The 17,253-nt window shown below is 69.5% G+C and carries 15 protein-coding genes; 3 read left to right on the top strand and 12 right to left on the bottom strand.

Features of this window, described 5'->3' with window-relative positions; genetic code table 11:
- Positions 1–82 precede the first annotated feature (82 nt).
- Positions 83–493, bottom strand: coding sequence for a VOC family protein (locus ABZ893_RS29700; RefSeq protein WP_361409698.1), 411 nt, complete (start codon positions 491–493; stop codon positions 83–85).
- A gap of 684 nt (positions 494–1,177) precedes the next feature.
- Here ABZ893_RS29700 and ABZ893_RS29695 point away from each other — a divergent pair.
- A complete protein-coding gene (locus ABZ893_RS29695) occupies positions 1,178–3,079 on the top strand; it encodes a protein kinase (protein ID WP_361409695.1) in 1,902 nt (633 codons plus the stop codon).
- A gap of 64 nt (positions 3,080–3,143) precedes the next feature.
- On the opposite strand, the gene ABZ893_RS29690 is transcribed toward ABZ893_RS29695, so the two are convergent.
- From ABZ893_RS29690 to ABZ893_RS29670, 5 genes are all read right to left on the bottom strand, one after another.
- Positions 3,144–3,437 (bottom strand): zf-HC2 domain-containing protein, encoded by a 294-nt coding sequence (locus tag ABZ893_RS29690; RefSeq protein ID WP_361409692.1) that lies wholly within the window; start codon positions 3,435–3,437, stop codon positions 3,144–3,146.
- Between the two features lie 314 nt (positions 3,438–3,751).
- A complete protein-coding gene (locus ABZ893_RS29685) occupies positions 3,752–4,441 on the bottom strand; it encodes a response regulator transcription factor (protein ID WP_361409689.1) in 690 nt (229 codons plus the stop codon).
- Positions 4,438–5,700: a sensor histidine kinase gene (locus ABZ893_RS29680; RefSeq protein ID WP_361409686.1), complete on the bottom strand. Its 1,263-nt coding sequence runs from the start codon at positions 5,698–5,700 to the stop codon at positions 4,438–4,440. Before ABZ893_RS29680 ends, ABZ893_RS29685 begins: the two co-directional genes overlap by 4 nt.
- A 159-nt stretch (positions 5,701–5,859) precedes the next feature.
- Entirely contained in the window at positions 5,860–6,423 is a 564-nt protein-coding gene (locus tag ABZ893_RS29675) for a hypothetical protein (RefSeq protein WP_361409683.1), read from the bottom strand.
- A complete protein-coding gene (locus tag ABZ893_RS29670; RefSeq protein ID WP_361409680.1) occupies positions 6,420–7,226 on the bottom strand; it encodes a ferritin-like protein in 807 nt (268 codons plus the stop codon). Before ABZ893_RS29670 ends, ABZ893_RS29675 begins: the two co-directional genes overlap by 4 nt.
- A 228-nt stretch (positions 7,227–7,454) precedes the next feature.
- Here ABZ893_RS29670 and ABZ893_RS29665 point away from each other — a divergent pair, with 228 nt between their 5' ends.
- Positions 7,455–8,576, top strand: a complete 1,122-nt coding sequence (locus ABZ893_RS29665; RefSeq protein WP_361409677.1) for an aromatic ring-hydroxylating dioxygenase subunit alpha — start codon at positions 7,455–7,457, stop codon at positions 8,574–8,576.
- Between the two features lie 15 nt (positions 8,577–8,591).
- On the opposite strand, the gene ABZ893_RS29660 is transcribed toward ABZ893_RS29665, so the two are convergent.
- The 6 genes from ABZ893_RS29660 to ABZ893_RS29635 all read right to left on the bottom strand — a co-directional run bounded on the left by ABZ893_RS29660 (position 8,592) and on the right by ABZ893_RS29635 (position 14,984).
- Positions 8,592–9,260, bottom strand: coding sequence for a GntR family transcriptional regulator (locus ABZ893_RS29660; RefSeq protein ID WP_361409674.1), 669 nt, complete (start codon positions 9,258–9,260; stop codon positions 8,592–8,594).
- Between the two features lie 86 nt (positions 9,261–9,346).
- Positions 9,347–10,753: an amidase gene (locus ABZ893_RS29655; protein ID WP_361409671.1), complete on the bottom strand. Its 1,407-nt coding sequence runs from the start codon at positions 10,751–10,753 to the stop codon at positions 9,347–9,349.
- A 13-nt stretch (positions 10,754–10,766) separates the two neighbouring features.
- Complete coding sequence (locus ABZ893_RS29650; RefSeq protein WP_361409668.1) at positions 10,767–12,137, bottom strand: amidohydrolase family protein; 1,371 nt, start codon at positions 12,135–12,137, stop codon at positions 10,767–10,769.
- Positions 12,134–13,117 carry a polysaccharide deacetylase family protein gene (locus ABZ893_RS29645; RefSeq protein ID WP_361409665.1) on the bottom strand — a complete coding sequence of 328 codons (984 nt, stop codon included), beginning with the start codon at positions 13,115–13,117 and terminating at the stop codon, positions 12,134–12,136. The genes ABZ893_RS29650 and ABZ893_RS29645 overlap by 4 nt, the downstream gene beginning before the upstream one ends.
- On the bottom strand, positions 13,114–13,611 hold the full coding sequence (locus ABZ893_RS29640; protein ID WP_361409662.1) for a nucleoside deaminase: 498 nt from the start codon (positions 13,609–13,611) through the stop codon (positions 13,114–13,116). Before ABZ893_RS29640 ends, ABZ893_RS29645 begins: the two co-directional genes overlap by 4 nt.
- Positions 13,611–14,984 carry an MFS transporter gene (locus ABZ893_RS29635; protein WP_361409659.1) on the bottom strand — a complete coding sequence of 458 codons (1,374 nt, stop codon included), beginning with the start codon at positions 14,982–14,984 and terminating at the stop codon, positions 13,611–13,613. The genes ABZ893_RS29640 and ABZ893_RS29635 overlap by 1 nt, the downstream gene beginning before the upstream one ends.
- A gap of 652 nt (positions 14,985–15,636) precedes the next feature.
- On the opposite strand from ABZ893_RS29635, the gene ABZ893_RS29630 reads away from it, so the two are divergent.
- Complete coding sequence (locus ABZ893_RS29630; protein ID WP_361409656.1) at positions 15,637–17,043, top strand: MFS transporter; 1,407 nt, start codon at positions 15,637–15,639, stop codon at positions 17,041–17,043.
- Positions 17,044–17,253 lie beyond the last annotated feature (210 nt).

The following is a 17,253-nucleotide window of genomic DNA, read 5'->3' as shown; positions in this document are numbered from 1 at the left end:
GGGAGCGCTTCCGACGCGGTGTACCGAGAACCGCGTCGGCGGCCCGATCGGGCCGCCGACGCGTGAGATCCCGGGACTGCGCCTACTGCTCGCTGACGTTGACCATCCATGTGATGCCGAACTTGTCCGTGCACATGCCGAACACGTCGCCCCACATCTGCTTCTCCAGGGGGACGGACACGGCTCCGCCGGTGGACAGCTTCTCCCAGTAGCCGCGCAGCTCGCCCATGTCGTCGCCGCTGAGACTCACGGAGATGTTGTTCCCCGGCTTGTGCTCCATGCCGGGCGGAGTGTCGGCGGCCATCAGCGTGAAGCCGCCGGTGGTCTGGAGGCTGCTGTGCATGATCTTGTCGGCGAATCCGGGGGGAGCCTCGGAGCCGAAGGCGCCGAAGGTGTTGAGGGACAGCTCGCCCCCGAACACCTCCTTGTAGAACTCCATGGCCTGCTTCGCTTCACCGGAGAAGCTGATGTAGGGATTGAGACGAGAAGCCACATTCAGTCCTTTCGTCACGAATGGTCGGTGCGGGCAGCGTACGTGCGGCGGACCTGAATTCGGACGACCCGCACCCGCAATGAACCCGTCCGGGCGCGACCCCCGTCCCCATCCCTGCCCGAGACGGGGTGTGACCTGCGGATTTCGATTCGGCGTGCGAATTTTTCGGGGACCTCTTGACTTCGGTCAAATGGCGAGGAAACTAGTCATTACACCAGAAAAACCGCAGGATCGCACCGACGGCGGAGACGTCTACCGGCAAGAGATCCTCGTAGGCTCTGGCCAGGCCCTCGAAGCCCTTCGCTACCGGAGCCTCAGCGACGACTGAGGTAGATGGCAACGCGAGGACTCCGAGGACTGATTTTTTTGTGCGTCCGGGCCGGCCCGAAGCATTTGTGCGTCTGGGTCGGCCCGAAGCAGGTGCACCCGGAGGCCCGACGGAGACCTTCTCGAAGGTCCGTCGCCGGCCCACCCGGACTAGAAGATCTTTCTAGAATTTGTGCTCGAAAGCAGTTCCAATCTCCGTGGGTTGTGCATCAGACTGAACACCCGCTGCCGGTGATCACGAAGCAGAACTGACCCTGCCGCACCCAGCGTCCCCACTTCTGACGACCTATCAACAGCACCTGTCTCCACGCCGGTTCGCCATGCGGTGGTGGGGAACCGCGGGGGAGTGCACCGAACATGACCAATACGCCGGACCACGCCGGGACCAGCGAGGGCGCCGACGACAACCTCGACGGCGGCATCAAGCCGCTGACCGTCACCGACCCCGCCCGGATCGGGCCCTATCTGCTGCTCGGCAGACTGGGCGCCGGCGGCATGGGCCGGGTCTACCTCGCCCGCTCCGAGGGCGGCCGCACGGTCGCGGTCAAGGTGGTGCACGAGGAGCACATCGCGGACCCGCAGTTCAGAGCCCGTTTCCGGCGGGAGATCGACGCGGCCCGGCGCGTGGGCGAGCGTCACACCGCGCCCGTACTGGACGCGGCCCCCGACACCGAATTCCCCTGGGTCGCCACCGGCTACGTACCCGGGCTCTCCCTCGAACAGGTCGTACGCGGACACGGTGCGTTGCCCGAGGAGTCCGTACTCGCCCTCGCGGACGGGCTGTTGCGCGCCCTCCAGGACATTCACGCGGCCGGAATCGTCCACCGCGACCTCAAACCGTCGAACGTGATGCTCACGGTCGAAGGCCCCAAGGTCATCGACTTCGGCATCGCCCGCGCCGCCGAGACCTCCGTCGAATCCCTGCTGACCAGCACGGGAATGGTCATCGGCTCGCCCGGCTTCATGGCCCCGGAGCAGGTGCGAGGCGAGAGCGCGGTCCCCAAGAGCGACGTGTTCACCCTGGGCTGTGTGCTGACGTACGCGGCCACCGGCACGCTGCCGTTCGGGCACGGGGCAAGCAACCAGCACGCGGTCATGTACCAGATCGTCGAGGCCGAGCCCGACCTCGGAAGGGTCCGCGACGAGCGCCTGCGCGCCCTGATATCCCGCTGCCTGGCCAAGCCGGTCGACGAACGCCCTTCCGTGGACGAGCTGTTGGACGAATTCGGCGACGATCTCGTCGCCCCGTCCGGATCGTCGTGGCTGCCCGCGGAGGTCGTGGGCCACCTCGCCCGGCAGTCGGCGCGACTGCTGGACGCGGAGGCGGCGCCGGTGCGCGAGGAGAGCGTCGACCGGGGGACGGTCCGGCTCCGGTCCGACGGGGAGGCCGCCGGCGCCGAGGTCGTCAAGGCCGGCGGGGCGACCGCGGAGGAGCGTAAGGCCGAGGAGCGTAAGAAGGAGAAGCGCCGCCGCCCGTGGTTCGTGTCCGTCCCCGTGGCACTGGTCCTGGGCGTGGGCGGCGGAACGATCGTGATGGTGCAGCCGTTCGGCGGCGGGATCGGCAACAGCGCCACGCCCCCGTCGAGCGGGGCGCCCGCGACGCCCGCCTCGGCGTCCCCGTCACCGGCGGACGCCTCACCCTCCAAGGCCGAGAAGAGCCCCCAGGCCTCCAACAGCAAGGACAAGAAGGGCAAGGCGGGGGCGGACGGGAAAAACGGTAAAGACGGCTCGGACGGGGCGAACGGCGCCGATGGCCACAACGCCCCTGCTCGGGGCGGGAGTTCGGGCTCCTCCGGCGGCTCCGGTTCGGCGTCCGGAGGCGGCGGCCGAACCAGCACCTCGTCCGGGGGAGGCGGGTCGGCTTCCGGAGGCGGCTCCAGTAGCTCGTCCGGCGGCGGGAGTTCGAGCGGTGGCGGCTCGGGCGGCGGCAGCAGTAGCTCGGTCCCGTCGTCCTTCGTCGGCACCTGGAAGTTCGCGGAGACCTACAACACCGGGCAGCCCGGCACCATCACCATCTCCCGGGCGGGCGCGGTCCGGATGAGCGACTTCCCGTACAACGACTGCCCCTACTCGGCCAAGGTGACGTCCTCGTCGGCCAACGGCAGCCGCATCAACGTCAGTTCGGGAAGTCTCGTCGGCCCCAACCCGGGTTACTGCCAGCGCGTGATGAACGCGTCGTTCTTCATCGTGAACGGTAGCGGTGTGCGGCACGACGTCGGCGACGGCACGGCCAACGGGTACTACTACAAGCGAGGTTGAGACGTTGTCGGGCGGGCGGCCCGGGCCCGCCCGACACGTACCCCGGAATCAGCCGCGGCGGCCGTCAACTTGCCGCGGCCCACGTGTTCGACCTGACCCACTGGGCGAGCGTGAGCCGGGTGGCGCGCACCTGGTGGCGGCGGCCGAGTACGCGTCGGTGCGAGTCGTGGGCCAGTGCTTCCTTCAGCGGGGTGAGGTGGGCCGACACGGCCGCCAGGCAGTAGTGCTCGTCCTGGCAGTCGGCACACGTCGCCAGGTGGGTCCTGATGGCCGCGGCCTCATCCTTGGGGAGCGCGCCCAGCACGTAGTCGGCCAGTCGCTCGCGGGTGGTGTGGCATTCCTGCGTCGTGCTGAACATGGCGCCACGTCCTCTCTCGGCTGTGGGCCACGCGCGGGGCGCGGCCCGAACACCATGAGACGGAAGGTTTCCGTTCTCCCGTTCACTGTGGCCGATCCCGGGGGCGTTCCGCGTCGTCCCCCTGAAGCGAATCGCGTGTACTGCATCGGTGGTACTCGGAGCCCGGGGCTACCACTGACGTGGCCCTGAAGGGCGGCTCGACGTGGGCCTCAGCGCTCGGGCGACGTGGGCCTCAGCGCTCGGGCGACGTGGGCCTCAGCGCTCCGGCGACGTGGCCGTCACCGCTCGAGCCGGCCGGAGCGGCGACGTGGCCGTCACCGCTCCGGCCGGCTCGCCTCCACCGCCGGGCTGACCAGCCCGCTCTGGTACGCCATGACCACGAGCTGGGCGCGGTCGCGCGCCGCCAGCTTGGTCATGGCCCGGTTGACATGCGTCTTCGCGGTGAGCGGGCTGACGAAGAGCTTCTCGGCGATCTCCTCGTTCGAGAGACCCAGGGCCACCAGGCACATCACGTCGCGTTCCCGTGGCGTCAGGTACTCCAGCCGCTCCTGGACGACCGCCGGACACAGCTCGGGCTGCGCCAGGAACCGGGAGATCAGCGCGCGGGTCGCCATCGGCGACAGCAGCGCCTCACCGGCGGCCACCGTGCGGACGGCGTCGAGCAGGACCTCGGGCCGCACCCCCTTGCCGAGGAAGCCGCTCGCCCCAGCACGCAGAGCCTCGGCGACATGCTCGTCGTCCTCGAACGTCGTGAGGATCAGGACCTTCACCCCGGCGAGATCCTCGGACTCGCTGATCACCCGCGTCGCCGCGAGCCCGTCCGTCTCGGGCATCCGGATGTCCATCAGGACGACGTCGGGACGCAGCGCGTCCGCCAGTTCCACGGCCTCCCTGCCGTCGGAGGCCTCGCCCACGGTCTCCATGTCCTCCGCGGAATCGAACAGCATCCGGAAGGTGCCCCGGAGCAGAGCCTGGTCGTCGGCGAGCAGGACCCGGATCGTCACGCCCGTCCCTCCTCGGAGAACTCGGAGAACTCGGCGACCCGGCCGAGGTGCGCGGGCGCCACATCGGGCTCGCCCGCCGAGGACACGGGCAGGAGCGGCAGATCGGCGATCACGGAGAAACCGCCCTCGGGCCGCACCCCCGCCTGCGCCCGGCCACCCACCGTGCTCGCCCGCTCGTACATCCCGATCAGCCCGTGCCCGCTGCCGGACCCGGAGGGCGCGGGCACCGAGCGGCCGTCGTCCTCCACCGTGATCGTCAGCCGCCCTGGCCGGTAGTGGAGGTCGAGCCGCGCATGGTCCACCCCGGCGTGCTTGCGCACGTTGGTCAGGGCCTCCTGAATGATCCGGTACGCCGCGAGGTCCGCCGCCGGTGACAACGCCGCCGGGTCACCACTCACCGTCTGCTTCACGGCGAGCCCCGCACGGTCGAACGACGTCAGAAGGGCCGGTACCTGTTCCATGCCCGGCGTCGGATCGCGGGGCGCGGCCGTCTCGTCCGGCTGACGCAGCAGGCTCACGGTGACCCGCAGCTCGTCGAGCGCGGACTGGCTCACGTCGCGGATGCCCTCCAGAGCGGTGAGCACATGCTCGGGACGTTGCTCCACGAGATGGACGGCCACACCCGCCTGCGCGTTGATCAGGGCGATGTGATGAGCCACGGAGTCGTGCAACTCCCGCGCGATTCTCATCCGTTCCTCGGCCACGCGCTGCCGGGCCTCTTGGTCGCGGGTGCGTTCCGCGTGCTCCGCGCGTTCCTCCACGGCCGCCACATAGGCCCGGCGGGACCGCACCCCGTCACCGATCGCGGCGGGCAGCGCCATCCAGGCGAGCAGCGCGACGGCGTCCGGGGAGAACCATGCCCGGGGTTCCGTCGCCACGGCCGCGCCCACCATCACCGCGGCGGACAGCCCGGCCGTCGTCCAGGCCGTACGCCGGTCGGTGCACACGGCGACGGTGTAGACGGACACGATGAGCGGACTCGTGCTCAGCGGGCCCGACCGGAAGCCGAGCCCCTGGAGCACCATGGTGCAGACGAGGGCCACGACGAGTACGCCGAAGGGATAACGGCGGCGCCACATCAGCGCGGCGCAGCTGACCGCGATGAGCAGTACGGCGGGCCAGCGGAAGGCGAGCCGGTGCTGGTCGTGGACGACCGAGACGGCCAGCACCGACAACGCGAACAGCACGGCGGACATCGAGGCGTCCATGACGCCCGTGCGGGCCTGTGCCCCTGGACTCCTCGCGGTGGTCGATGCCATGCGACCAACGTAGGCCGGATGCCCGGACGCGGCATCGCGTCGCGAGCCGCGCCCGGCTCCCGCGGTCTCAGTGATCCTCGGCCAGTCGTAGGGCGGTCGCAGCGATCCTCGGCCAGTTGTAGGGCGGTCGCAGCGATCCCCGGCCGGTTGGAGGCGGTCTCAGTCGTCCTCGGCCAGTTGGAAGGCCGGGGCGAGGACCGTCTTCGCGCCCGGGGCGCTCGGGATCTCCATCAGCGCGCGTGCCTCACGGGCGAGCTCGTGCATCTGCCGCGCGGCCCTCGGCAGCTCGCCGGGGTGGCCGTCGAACACCCGGTTGAGCGTCCAGAGCATCTCGGTGTACGCGCGGTCGCACCGTTCGGAGGCCGCGTGCGCGTCGGAGCCCTCCTCCAGCCGCTGCGTGTCAGGACGGTCGGTCAGCCGGTGCACCCCGTGCGGGTCGAACGGGATCTTCTCCCCGTCGAACGTCCATTGGCCGTGCGTCTTGACCAGCCGACGCCCCTCCACGATCTCCATGAACCGGTAGTAGTGCGCCAGCTCGGAAGCGGCCTCCGCGGCCGGGGCGACCGATGAGGCGGCCACCGCCGCTTCCGGGGCGGGCGACGCCGAGGCCGACACCCCCGTGGCGGTCGCGAGCACCCCCGACACGGCGACGGTGGCGGCAAGTTGCAAAGCGGTACGCCTGTCGGGCCCGCCGGTGGATTCGTCCTGTCCCACGTCGCTCATGAAGCCCTCCCCGGAAGCGGCCCGACGGCCGGGTCGTGTGCATGGCCCTCGCCCTGGCCGACGATCTCCAGAATCGCCCAGAGCGCCGTCTGCAGATCGGTCACCCGGTACAGCCGTCCGGGCGCGTTCGGCCAGCTCACCTGCCTGCTCGGGTCACCGGAGAACAGGTCGTCCTCGCGCTCGTCGAGGTCGGTCAGGGCGTTGGCGACCTGCTGGTAGAACGCGCCGACGGTGCCGTCCTCGTAGTCGGCCATGGCGAAGAACCGCACAGGGGCGGAGAGGGCCTCGGTGGTGAGGTTCTGGATGTTCCCGTCGTCGTCGAGCACCGGGTCCTGCGCTTCGATGGCGGCGAGCGCTTGTCTGCCGGCCGGAGCCAGCGGTACGTGGGGCAGCTCGATGCCCATGAAGACCTCGCGCACCCGCTCGATCGAGCAGGCGCCGAGCGAGACCTCCAGGTCGGGGAGGACACCCCCGGGCAGCGGGCCGGGGTAGACGGGAACCCGGTCCGGATCGTCGAAGCGGGGGGTGGCACCGACCGCGTTCATGATGTTGCCGACGAGAGCCATGTGCAGCATCTCTTGCATCACGACGCTGTGGATGATCTCCCCGACGTCCTGGTTCTGCCCTTCCTTGAGGGAGAAGAGCGCACAGAGGTAGGGGGGAATGGTGGCGTGTTCGAGGGCGAGTGCCGTGCGGAGGAGGTCGTGCAGATCCGCACGATCGTGGACCGTGACCTGCCCTGGGTAAGCGTGATCGCGTCCGGCCCTGGCGCCTCGGGTGGGAGTCGAAACCGTTTCGTTCATACGTCCCTCTGATCGCGTCGCTCTGACGCTGCACGATCGCACAGAGTCATGGCCGCGCCGGACAGGACGAAGCCCGAGTAACGCGCCCAGGGGCGGCCGAACAGGCAAATGGCGTAAGGCATGAACGGGGCAAGGCAGGCGGGAACGGGGCAAGGCGGTGCCGCGGTTGCCGTCCGCGCGGCCTGCCTCCACCGTGGGAAGGGGAGTCCAGCCAAGGGAGCGGAGCACATGACCGAGGCGCTGCCGACAACGGAGGGTGACCGCGCCCACGGACCGCACGGCATCGCCGGCGGGGCCGTCGACGAACGCGGAGAACCGGTCCCCGACCTGCGGCGCATCGGCATCGACCCGGACTTCTGGTACCCGCTGGCCCTGTCACGGGCCGTACGCAGGGGACGCACCTTCGCCGCCGTCTTCGCCGGTGAACGGATCGTGCTCTACCGCGGACACAGCGGCGAAGTTCACGCACTGGAGGACCGGTGCGCGCACCGCCAGGTCCCGCTGAGCATGGGAGTCGTCGAGGGCGACACCCTGCGCTGCTGCTACCACGCGTGGGCCTACCGCGGGAACGGTCGCATCTCCCAGATCCCGTACCTGCCCAAGGGGTGTGAACGACCTCCGCGCGGTGTGCGTTCCTACCCCGTGCGTGAGGCGTACGGCCTGGTGTTCGTGTTCCCCGGTGACCCGGAGAAGGCCGAGTCGGCGCCGTTCCCGGTGCTGCCTGAGTTCGGCGCGGCCACACACCGCACCATGACGTTCTCCCGCACCGTGAACTGCCACTACTCGTTCATGCACGAGAACCTGCTCGACATGAACCACCAGTTCCTGCACCGCAGCGTGCTGGGCAGGATCCAGCCCGAGTTGCTGGGGTACGAGAGCGGTCCGAACTTCGTCGAGGCCCGCTATCTGTTCGTCCCCGCAGGGGGCAGGAAGGATCGCGGCGCCGGCTTCCTGTCCGCCGAGGGCCTCGGCGGAGCGCAGACACCCGACGAGATCACCATCCGCACCCAGTACCCGTACCAGACCCTTCAGGACGTCCCCGACGGTGCCCGACTGCCCGCGTTCTCCCTCTGGGCCGCCTACGTGCCCGAGGACGCCGAGCAGCGCGTCAACCACGCCTACGGCCTGCTGATGATCCAGAAGCCGCCCGTTCCCGGAGTGCTCCAGCTGGCGTGGCCGCTGATCCGGCGCTTCACCGAACGGGTGTTCGCGCAGGACCGGATGGCGGTCGAGGCCGAGCAACGTGCCTGGGACGAACAGGGCCAGGACTGGAACCACGAGGTGTTCCCACTGATCCTGGACCTGCGCGAGGTGCTACGAGCCAACGGCGTTCCGCTGGACGTGAGTTGACGCTTTCTGGCGACGTCAAGCCGTCTGCTCGGCGAGCGCCGCGTCGTAGTGGGCGAGCGCGTGGGCGCGGCCGATGTGCACATGTGCCAGGGCCGACGCGGCCGCCCGGTCGGCGTCGTGGTCGGCGATGGCTTCGAGGAGCGCGGCATGGTCGGCGCACTGCCGCTCGTGCTCGTCGCTGCGCTCGATGAGCCACCGCAGCCGACCGTTCAGCGGTTCCAGGGCCGAGGTGAGGAACCGGTTCCCCGCGATCTGCACGACCGTCTCGTGGAACTCGATGTTCGTCTGCTTCACCTTCTTGCGGTCACCCTTCTCGGTGGCCCGCCGGGCGCGCTCCAGCAACTGCTCAAGTCGCTTGATGTCCCTGGCAGTTGCGTTCTCGGCCGCCTGCCGGAACGCCAGTACCTCAAGCGCGGAGCGCACGTCGAAGAGACTCTCCAGGTCGCTCCGCGAAAGCTGGCTCACCACCACCCCGCGGCGGGGCACGGAGTCCACGAACCCTTCCGCCTGGAGCATCCGCAGCGCCTCACGCACGGGAATCCGGGACACGCTGAACTCGTTGGCGAGTTCCTGCTCGATGAGCCGCTTGCCCGGACCGAGCCGGCCGTCCACGATGCGGTCCCGGAGCTCGTCGCGTACCTGGTCCCGCAGGGGATAGTCCGGTCCGCCAATGACTCGGGTCATGCCTTTTCCGGTCAACTCCGCCTCCTCAGCAGCCGGTAGAGATCGTATACGGGCACACGTGCCACCCGGTCGCCCCTGTACGGAGCCTAGCTCCAGCCGAGTTCGGGCCGGGGCGAGGCCCACAGTCCCGCGGCTTCGACGGCCGCGGCGCACCGCAGAGCCGTCCTCTCCCCGTGCGGCCGTGCCGCGATCTGGAACCCGACGGGCAGCCCCTCGCGGCTCATGCCGCACGGCACGCTGACCGCCGGGTTTCCCGAGAGGTTGAACGGCAGCGTGAACCGGCAGTACTCCGGCAACATGCGTCCGGGGTCCATGTCCTCCATGCGCACTGCCTGGATGGGCAAGGTGGGCCCGCACAGCACGTCGAGCGCATGGTCGCGGAAGGCGACGTCGAGTGCCTTCTGCAGTCGGGCACGTGTCTCCTGAGCCGCATCGACCTCATCGACGGTGACATGTTCGCCGGCCAGGAGGGACTCGCGTGTGCGTGGGTGGTACAGGTCGCCGGACTCGGCCAGCCAGTCCGCGTGCAACCCGTACGACTCGGCCGACATGAGGGTGCCGTGCGCCTCGGCGGCCGCATCGAGTTCGGGGATGTCGAGGTCCACGACCACCGCCCCGGCGCCCCGGAGCGTGTCGAGGCACGCTCGGGTGAGCCGTTCCACCTCCGGGTCGAGATCCCGGAAGAAGAAGGACGGGCACCCGAGCCGCACTCCGTCCAGGTCAACTGCCCTGTGGTGGACCGGCAGTTGGGGCGCCTTGCCGCCCGTGAGCGCGTACAGCAGCAGGGCGGAATCGGCCACCGAACGGGTCAGCCACCCGATGTGGTCCAGGCTCGTGCTGCCGGGGACGACGCCGTTCATGCTGATCAGACCCGAGGTGGGCTTGAGCCCCACCAGCCCGTTCAGCGCGGCCGGTTTACGGATCGAGCCACCGCCGTCGGTACCGATGGCGGCGAACGAGGACCCCACGGCGACGGACACACCGCCCCCGGCCGTAGACCCGCCGGGATAGCGGCTCAGGTCCCAGGGGTTGCGGGTGGGCGGCTCGTCCATACCGCACCCGAATTCATGGGTCCACTGCTTGCCGACCACCACGGCTCCGGCGCGGCGCAGACGGCGTACGACATCGGCGTCGGCGGTCGGGCGGTGGCCGGCGAGGACGCGTGAGCCCGCTGCCGTCGGCATGTCGGCGGTGGCGATCAGGTCCTTCACGCCGATCGGGACGCCCTGCAAGGGGCCCGGGGGAATGCCGTCCGCCTGACGGCGATCTGTTTCCCGGGCCGCCGTGAGGGCCGCCTGCTTGTCGAGGTGCACATAGCCGTTCACCAGCGGCTCTGTGCGCCGGGCCCGGTCGAGGACGGCCTCCATCAAGTCGGTGGCGGTCAGCCGCCCGGACGTGACGGCGGCCGCGGCCTCGACGACGGAGAGCCGGTCCAGGTCGCCGAGTGGGCGCCCGGAGCCGGTCGCCTCCGCCGGCTGTGTCTGCTGCGTCATGACTCTTCCCCCGTCAGCAGCGGCAGTCGCCGGCGACGCCCGCCGGACGCCAGCCGCCGATCGACCGCCATAGTTCCTCCGCGCGATGCTGCGCCCGCTCGACGATCGCCTGCTCGTCGACGGTCAGCGCCTCGCGGTCCCGGACCACGAACTTGCCGCCGACCATCACACTGTGGATGTCCGAGGACTGGCCGGCGTAGACGAGATTGGCGACCGGGTCGAGGACCGGCGCGAGATGGGCGCCGTCGAGGTCGACGAGCACCAGGTCCGCGAGCTTTCCGGCCTCGATGGAGCCGAGTTCGTGGGCCCGGCCGATGGCCTGCGCACCCCGGATCGTCGCCATCTCCAGGACGTCCATCGCGGCGATGTGCTGCGGCCCGCCGTCGGAGACGCGGTTGACGCACAACGCGAAGCGGATCGCCTCCACCATGTCGTGCACCATGTGGTCGGTGCCGAGGCCGACGTTGGCGCCGAGCCGCCGCAGCTCCGCGACCGGAGCGATCCAGCCGCTCTTCGCGTTGACGACCGGCATCTGGCACACGTTGGTCCCGGACTCGGCGAGCAGTTCGGCATCACCGTCCTCCAGGAACGCGCAGTGCCCGGCGATGAGCCGCGGGCCGAGCAGTCCGAGGTCGGCGAGGTGCCGCACCGAACTCGTGCCGGTGCGGCCCCGGACCTGGGCCACTTCTCCCTTGGTCTGCGCGAGGTGGATGAACATCCCCACGTCGTACTGGTCGGCGAGCTCCCCCGCCCGTTCCAGGAGTGCCGTCGACGCGGTGTCCGGGCCGTGCGGACCGACGTGGCACGTGATGCGGCCCTCGTCGTGGCCGTGCCAGTCCTCGATGAGCTGCGCGTTGGCCTCGAGCAGACGCTTGCCCATGTCGGCGTCGTACACGTACTCGCCGTCCCGTACGGAGAACAGGTCGGCGTCGTGGACGCGTTCGCTGACGACCGCGCGGAGGCCGAGCTCGTCGAGGGCCGCGACATTGGTCTGCGCGTGGATGTAGTTCTCGACGACGGTCGTCGAACCGAACTTCAGCGCCTGGAGGCCGCCGAGCGATGTGAACGTGGAGGTGTCGGCCGGGGACAGGAGTACGCCCTGCGGGATGTCCTTGCGGTAGACGGGCGCGCCGCCGAGGTCGTCACCGAGGCCGCGGGTGACGGCGAGGGCGCAGTGGACGTGCAGGTTCACGAAGCCGGGCAGCAGCATCTGCCCGGTGGCGTCGACGCGTTCGGCCCCGGGGTGGGCGGCCTCGATCTCCGCGCGGGGCCCGACGGCGACGATGTGGCGGCCGGAGATGGCGACGGCTCCGTCACGGATGACGGTCCGCTTGTCGTCGACGGTGACGACGGTGGCGCCGGTGATGACCTTGTCGGCGGTCACATGTCTTCCTTTCGCCGTGGGATGTCCGAGTGGGTGGGTGTGTCCGAATAGCTGGGGGTGTGCGGGAAGGTCCGGTGCTGCGCGTGCCACCACTGCGCGATGTCGAGGCGGCGGGTGAACCAGACACCTTCGTGCGCCATGGCGTAGCGCAGGAACTCGCGCAGTGCGTGTGCGCGTGCGGGCTGGCCGATGATCCGGGGGTGCAGGCCGATCGTCATCATCTTCGGGTGGGTCGCGCCCTCCTCCCACAGGTAGTCGAAGGCGCGCCGGCAGTGGTCGAGGAAGTCGGTCGGCCCGGAGTAGCTCTGACCGGGCTGGAAGTGCCCGTCGTTGAGCGTGAAGGAGTACGGGACGATCAGGTGCTGCCGGCCGAGGACGCTGACGTAGTACGGCAGGTCGTCGGCGAACGAGTCGCTGTCGTAGAGGAACCCGCCTTCCTGGACGAGGAGTTCACGGGTGTTCACGGAGGCGGGCTGTCTGCTGTACCAGCCCCGGGGGCGTTCGCCGCAGGTATGCGTGATGGACTCGATGGCCATCAGGAGCCGCTGCCGCTCGGTCTCCCGGTCGAGGGTGCTGACGTTCTCCCAGCGGTACCCATGGCAGCAGACGTCGTGTCCGGCCTCCTTGATCCACGCACCCACCTCGGGGTTGCGCTCGAAGGCCCGCGCACACCCCTGGAAGGTGACGGGCAGCTGCAGCTCGTCGAACATGCGCTGCAGCCGCCAGATCCCGGCGCGTGCCCCGTACTCGAAGACGGTCTCGTTGCCCAGGTCCCGCACGGGCAGGGGTGGGTAGTCGTACTCCTGCGGGATCTCGTTGCGGCCGTCGCCGTCCGCGTACGAGTACTCCGAACCCTCCTCGTAGTTGATGACCAGGCACACCGCGACCCGGGCGTCGCCGGGCCAGGTCGGCGTTAGTCCGGAGCGGCCGTAGCCGACGAGGTCGCGGTCGGCGGTCTGCGATGCCGCAGGGGAATTCATGCCTGCTCCTTGAGGTCCGCTGTGGCCGAAATAGGCACACCGGAAAGGGACTTGGTGCGCAGCGCGACGCACTCGTCGCCGAACGGGCCGGTCTCCAGACGGAGCGCCGGGCCGCCCGACTTGACCACAGCCGCGAGATGTTCCGGCCGGTACGCGCCCCAGGCCCGGTCGTCGAGACGGCGGCGGCCACCCACGACCACGGCACCGATCCGCGCCACCAGGCACGCGCCGAGACACATGGGACAGGGTTCGAAGGTCGAGTACAGGGTGGCTTCCTCCGGCGGTGTGCCGGGGTGCAGCCGCTCGAACTCGCGCAGCGCCACGATCTCGGCGTGGGCGAACTGGTCGTTCGTACTCGTAGCCTCGTTGCCGCCACGGGCCACGACACGGCCGCTGTGGACGACGACGGCACCCACCGCGAGATCCCCTCGCGCACCGGCGAGGTGTGCCTCGGCCAGCGCCTCACGCATGTGGTTCGCGTGCTCGTCGGGCATCAGATCGCCTTCCCTGCGTCGGCGGTCGCGGCGGTCCCAGTTGGGCCGGTGACCTCGGTCGTCTCGATGTCGCGCAGGTCCGAGTTGGCGGTCTCGCGGACGGCCAGGACGCAGGCCACCAGCAGGGCCAGCATGGCGCCGAGGTAGAGAGCGACCGGGACCCACGAGTGGTAGACCGCGATGAGGTAGGTGCTGATGATCGGGGCGAGCGCGCCGCCGAACACACCGGCCACCTGGAAGCCGAGACCCGCGCCGGTGTACCGGACGCGCGTCGGGAACAGCTCCGGCACGTAGGCGGCCAGCGGCCCCCACATCGCCGCGATGAACACGTTGCCGATGACCGGCGCGAGGACGACCAGCACGGGGGTGGAGCTGTCGAGCAGCGGGAAGAACGCGAACGCCCAGAGTGCCGACCCGACCGCCCCCGTGATCAGTACCGGCCGCCGGCCCAGGCGGTCCGCCAAGTACCCCCACACCGGGATGCTCACGGCCTGGGACGCCGCCGCGAGCAGCACGGCGTTGAGCAACAGCTGGCGCTGGATGCCGAGTTGGGTGGTGCCGTACACGAGCACCAGGACGTTGAAGACGTAGAACGTGACGTCGCTGCCGATGCGGGAGCCGACCGCGAGGGCCACCTTGCGCCAGTGGCGGGTGCAGACCTCGGCCAGCGGGGCCACCTTCTCGTTCTGCTCCGGCTTCTCGAACAGCGGTGACTCGTGGACCTGCGTCCTGATCCACAGGCCGGTCACCACGAGCAGCGAACTGAACAGGAACGGGACCCGCCACCCCCACGCGAAGAAGGCGTCGTCGGACACCAGGTAGGTGACGAGCGAGAAGGCTCCGTTGGCCAGGAGGAGGCCGAGCGGGCTGCCGATCTGCATCAGCGCACCCATGAACCCGCGCCGCCGGCCGCTGCTGTGCTCGCCGACCATCAGCGCCGCACCGCCCCACTCGCCGCCGAGCCCGATGCCCTGCAGGAAGCGCAGGGCCACCAGGAGCACGGGGGCAAGGGTGCCGGCCTGCCCGTACGTGGGCAGCACACCGACCAGGGTGGTCGCGACGCCCATCAGCAGCAGCGTCACCACCAGGATCGACTTGCGTCCGTACTTGTCACCGAGGTGCCCGAATATCGCCGCGCCGAGCGGCCGGGTCACGAAGGCCACCGAGTACGTGGCAAGGGACAGCAGGGTGGCGGTCAGTGGGGCGCTGCCCGGGAAGAACAGCCTGGGGAAGACCAGGGCTGCCGCCGAGCCGTAGATGAAGTGGTCGTACCACTCCAGGGTCGTCCCGGCGAGGCTCGCTCCGACGACGCGTCGAAGTGAGCTGACCGGTCTTGACCCGGGGGACGGGGATGCCGGGGGAGAGGTGTCCATCATTCCTCCGCAGGGTTGCGCGATGCCCTCGCGCCGGCGGGGCATCTCGAAACGCGGTACTGGCGGGCCGACTGTCAGCTCGGCCGGCGGAGCAGGATGTCCCTGAGCCACCGACCGACGTGCGGGGAGGTACGAGGAGGATGCGGCGCTCACCGAACGGCCGCGACGGGGGAGGAGGGTGATCCGTCCCGCCGGGGCGAGAGCACCGCGCAAGGTGTATCCCGGATACTGAAACCCAGCGGTGCCGGTGTCAATGACTTTGTATCCAGGATACGTTTGACGAAGTGTCAGGAAGGCCTGGTGACCCGGCGGTAACGCGGCCCTGACCTGCGGCGTCACGCAGCGCCCGCGGAAATGAAAGTTCCGGACTTCAGTGGCGCGAACCGCGAACTCTTGACGCGCCCCGCTCAAGCCTCCACAGTCTGCCGTGGCTCCGCCCCAAGACCTGAAGGGGCGCCGCCGGGCTCCGATCCCCGGCGTCGCCCGACTCCCCACGCCCGCGGTACGACCGAATCCGCGCCATGACACGGCATCCCCGTGCGGCCACCGGCGACAGGCGTGAGCCGCTCACCGACTCCCGACCGCGGCACACCCGTGTGCGCCGCGCCGCGAGTTGTCCGATTCCGCACGACGGATCAGGAGGCAACTGGGAATGGCCGAGCACGAACCCGCACCCCTCACGACGAATTCCACCCCTCAGGAACGCGACCGCACTTTCCGGCGCGTGGTCCTGCGGATCGTCCCGTTCATTACCGTCGTCTACGTCATCGCCTGGATGGACCGGGTCAATGTCGGATTCGCGAAACTGACGATGCTGGACGACCTGTCCTGGAGCGAGGCGATCTACGGCGCCGGCGCCGGAATCTTCTTCCTGGGGTACTTTCTCTTCGAAGTGCCGAGTAATCTGCTGCTCGAAAAGATCGGCGCCCGCCGGACCATCATGAGAATCGCCCTGGGCTGGGGCGTGGTCTCCGTACTCATGGCCTGGGTCACCCAGCCGTGGCACTTCTACGTGCTCCGCTTTCTGCAGGGCGCGTTCGAGGCCGGGCTGCATCCTGGCATCATCCTGTACCTCACGTACTGGCTGCCGGCGCACCGGCGGGGCAAGGCCGTGGCCATCTGCATGTCGGCCTCGCCCCTCGCCCTGCTGATCGGAAGCCCGCTGGCGGGCAACATCATGAAGTACACCGACGGAATGCTCGGCGGCCGGGACTGGCAGTGGCTTTTCATCATCGAGGGAATCCCGTCCGTCATCCTCGGAATTCTCGCGTACTTCCTTCTCACCGACAGGCCGAAGGACGCCACCTGGCTCAGCGCGGAGGAACACGCGCACGTCGCCTATGAACTCGGAAAGGAAGCAAAGGAACTCAGCGGTCGTGACCACTCGGTGCGGGGTGCGCTGCGCAGCCGCACCACCTGGATTCTCATTCTGAGCCTGTTCTGCATCATCACCGGAAATGCCACGCTTTCCTTCTACGGGCCGAGCCTCGTGGCGGACGTGGGATTCTCGGATCTGGCGGAGCTCGGCTGGATCATGTCGGGTATCTTCGCGTTCGGCTGGCTGGGGATGCTCGTCAACGGCTGGTGGTCCGACCGCCGGCGGGAGGCGCGCAGGCACGCTGCGCTGGCCGCGGGAGTGGGCGCACTCGGCCTCGCCCTGGCCGCCGTCGCGGAGCAACAGGGCAGCGCTGCCGGTCTCCTCGCCGCCCTCGCGCTCTCGGCGGCGGGCACCATGGGCGCGATCCCGGTGTTCTGGAGCCTGCCTCCGCGCTTCATGTCGGGCACCGCGCTGGCCGCGGGCGTCGCGCTCATCAACTCGTGCGCCAACCTCGCGGGCTACTTCTCGCCCCAATTCCTGGGCAGCGTCAAGGAGTCGACCGGCTCGTACACCACGGGTCTCTTCGTCATCGCCGGCGTGGAACTGATCGCGGTGGTGCTCATCTTCGCCTTCATCAAAAAGGAACCCGCGACGGGGGCGGAGGCGGCTTCGCCGGGCGCGGGCGGGGAGTCGTATCCGGACACGGATGAGGACCCGAGCGCCGCCCCGACCGGGCGGTAACCCCTGCATCGAACCCCAATTTGAGGGCGAATCAGCAGGTCAGACAGCATTTGGAAAATAATGGGATCCCATCTGTTGACGCTGCTCGCCAGCCGGTTCTAGCTTGAATGGGATCCCAAGTAGGTATGGATTCGGCCTCCACATGGCCGGACCTGAGGTGCTGTCGGGGGACGGCTCAGACCGAAGGTCCGCGACTCATGCTCGTGCCCA

This window comes from Streptomyces sp. NPDC046821 (genome assembly GCF_040645335.1).
Classification (GTDB): Bacteria; Actinomycetota; Actinomycetes; order Streptomycetales; family Streptomycetaceae; genus Streptomyces.
This window is presented reverse-complemented; position numbering and strand designations above follow the sequence as displayed.

What these genes read in the sequence shown, in the direction of transcription:
- ABZ893_RS29695 (WP_361409695.1), top strand. Translation starts at nt 1,178, where the DNA reads ATGACCAATACGCCGGACCACGCCGGGACCAGCGAGGGCGCCGACGAC.
- ABZ893_RS29690 (WP_361409692.1), bottom strand. Translation starts at nt 3,437, where the DNA reads ATGTTCAGCACGACGCAGGAATGCCACACCACCCGCGAGCGACTGGCC.
- ABZ893_RS29680 (WP_361409686.1), bottom strand. Translation starts at nt 5,700, where the DNA reads ATGGCATCGACCACCGCGAGGAGTCCAGGGGCACAGGCCCGCACGGGC.
- ABZ893_RS29675 (WP_361409683.1), bottom strand. Translation starts at nt 6,423, where the DNA reads ATGAGCGACGTGGGACAGGACGAATCCACCGGCGGGCCCGACAGGCGT.
- ABZ893_RS29670 (WP_361409680.1), bottom strand. Translation starts at nt 7,226, where the DNA reads ATGAACGAAACGGTTTCGACTCCCACCCGAGGCGCCAGGGCCGGACGC.
- ABZ893_RS29665 (WP_361409677.1), top strand. Translation starts at nt 7,455, where the DNA reads ATGACCGAGGCGCTGCCGACAACGGAGGGTGACCGCGCCCACGGACCG.
- ABZ893_RS29660 (WP_361409674.1), bottom strand. Translation starts at nt 9,260, where the DNA reads ATGACCCGAGTCATTGGCGGACCGGACTATCCCCTGCGGGACCAGGTA.
- ABZ893_RS29655 (WP_361409671.1), bottom strand. Translation starts at nt 10,753, where the DNA reads ATGACGCAGCAGACACAGCCGGCGGAGGCGACCGGCTCCGGGCGCCCA.
- ABZ893_RS29645 (WP_361409665.1), bottom strand. Translation starts at nt 13,117, where the DNA reads ATGAATTCCCCTGCGGCATCGCAGACCGCCGACCGCGACCTCGTCGGC.
- ABZ893_RS29640 (WP_361409662.1), bottom strand. Translation starts at nt 13,611, where the DNA reads ATGCCCGACGAGCACGCGAACCACATGCGTGAGGCGCTGGCCGAGGCA.
- ABZ893_RS29635 (WP_361409659.1), bottom strand. Translation starts at nt 14,984, where the DNA reads ATGGACACCTCTCCCCCGGCATCCCCGTCCCCCGGGTCAAGACCGGTC.
- ABZ893_RS29630 (WP_361409656.1), top strand. Translation starts at nt 15,637, where the DNA reads ATGGCCGAGCACGAACCCGCACCCCTCACGACGAATTCCACCCCTCAG.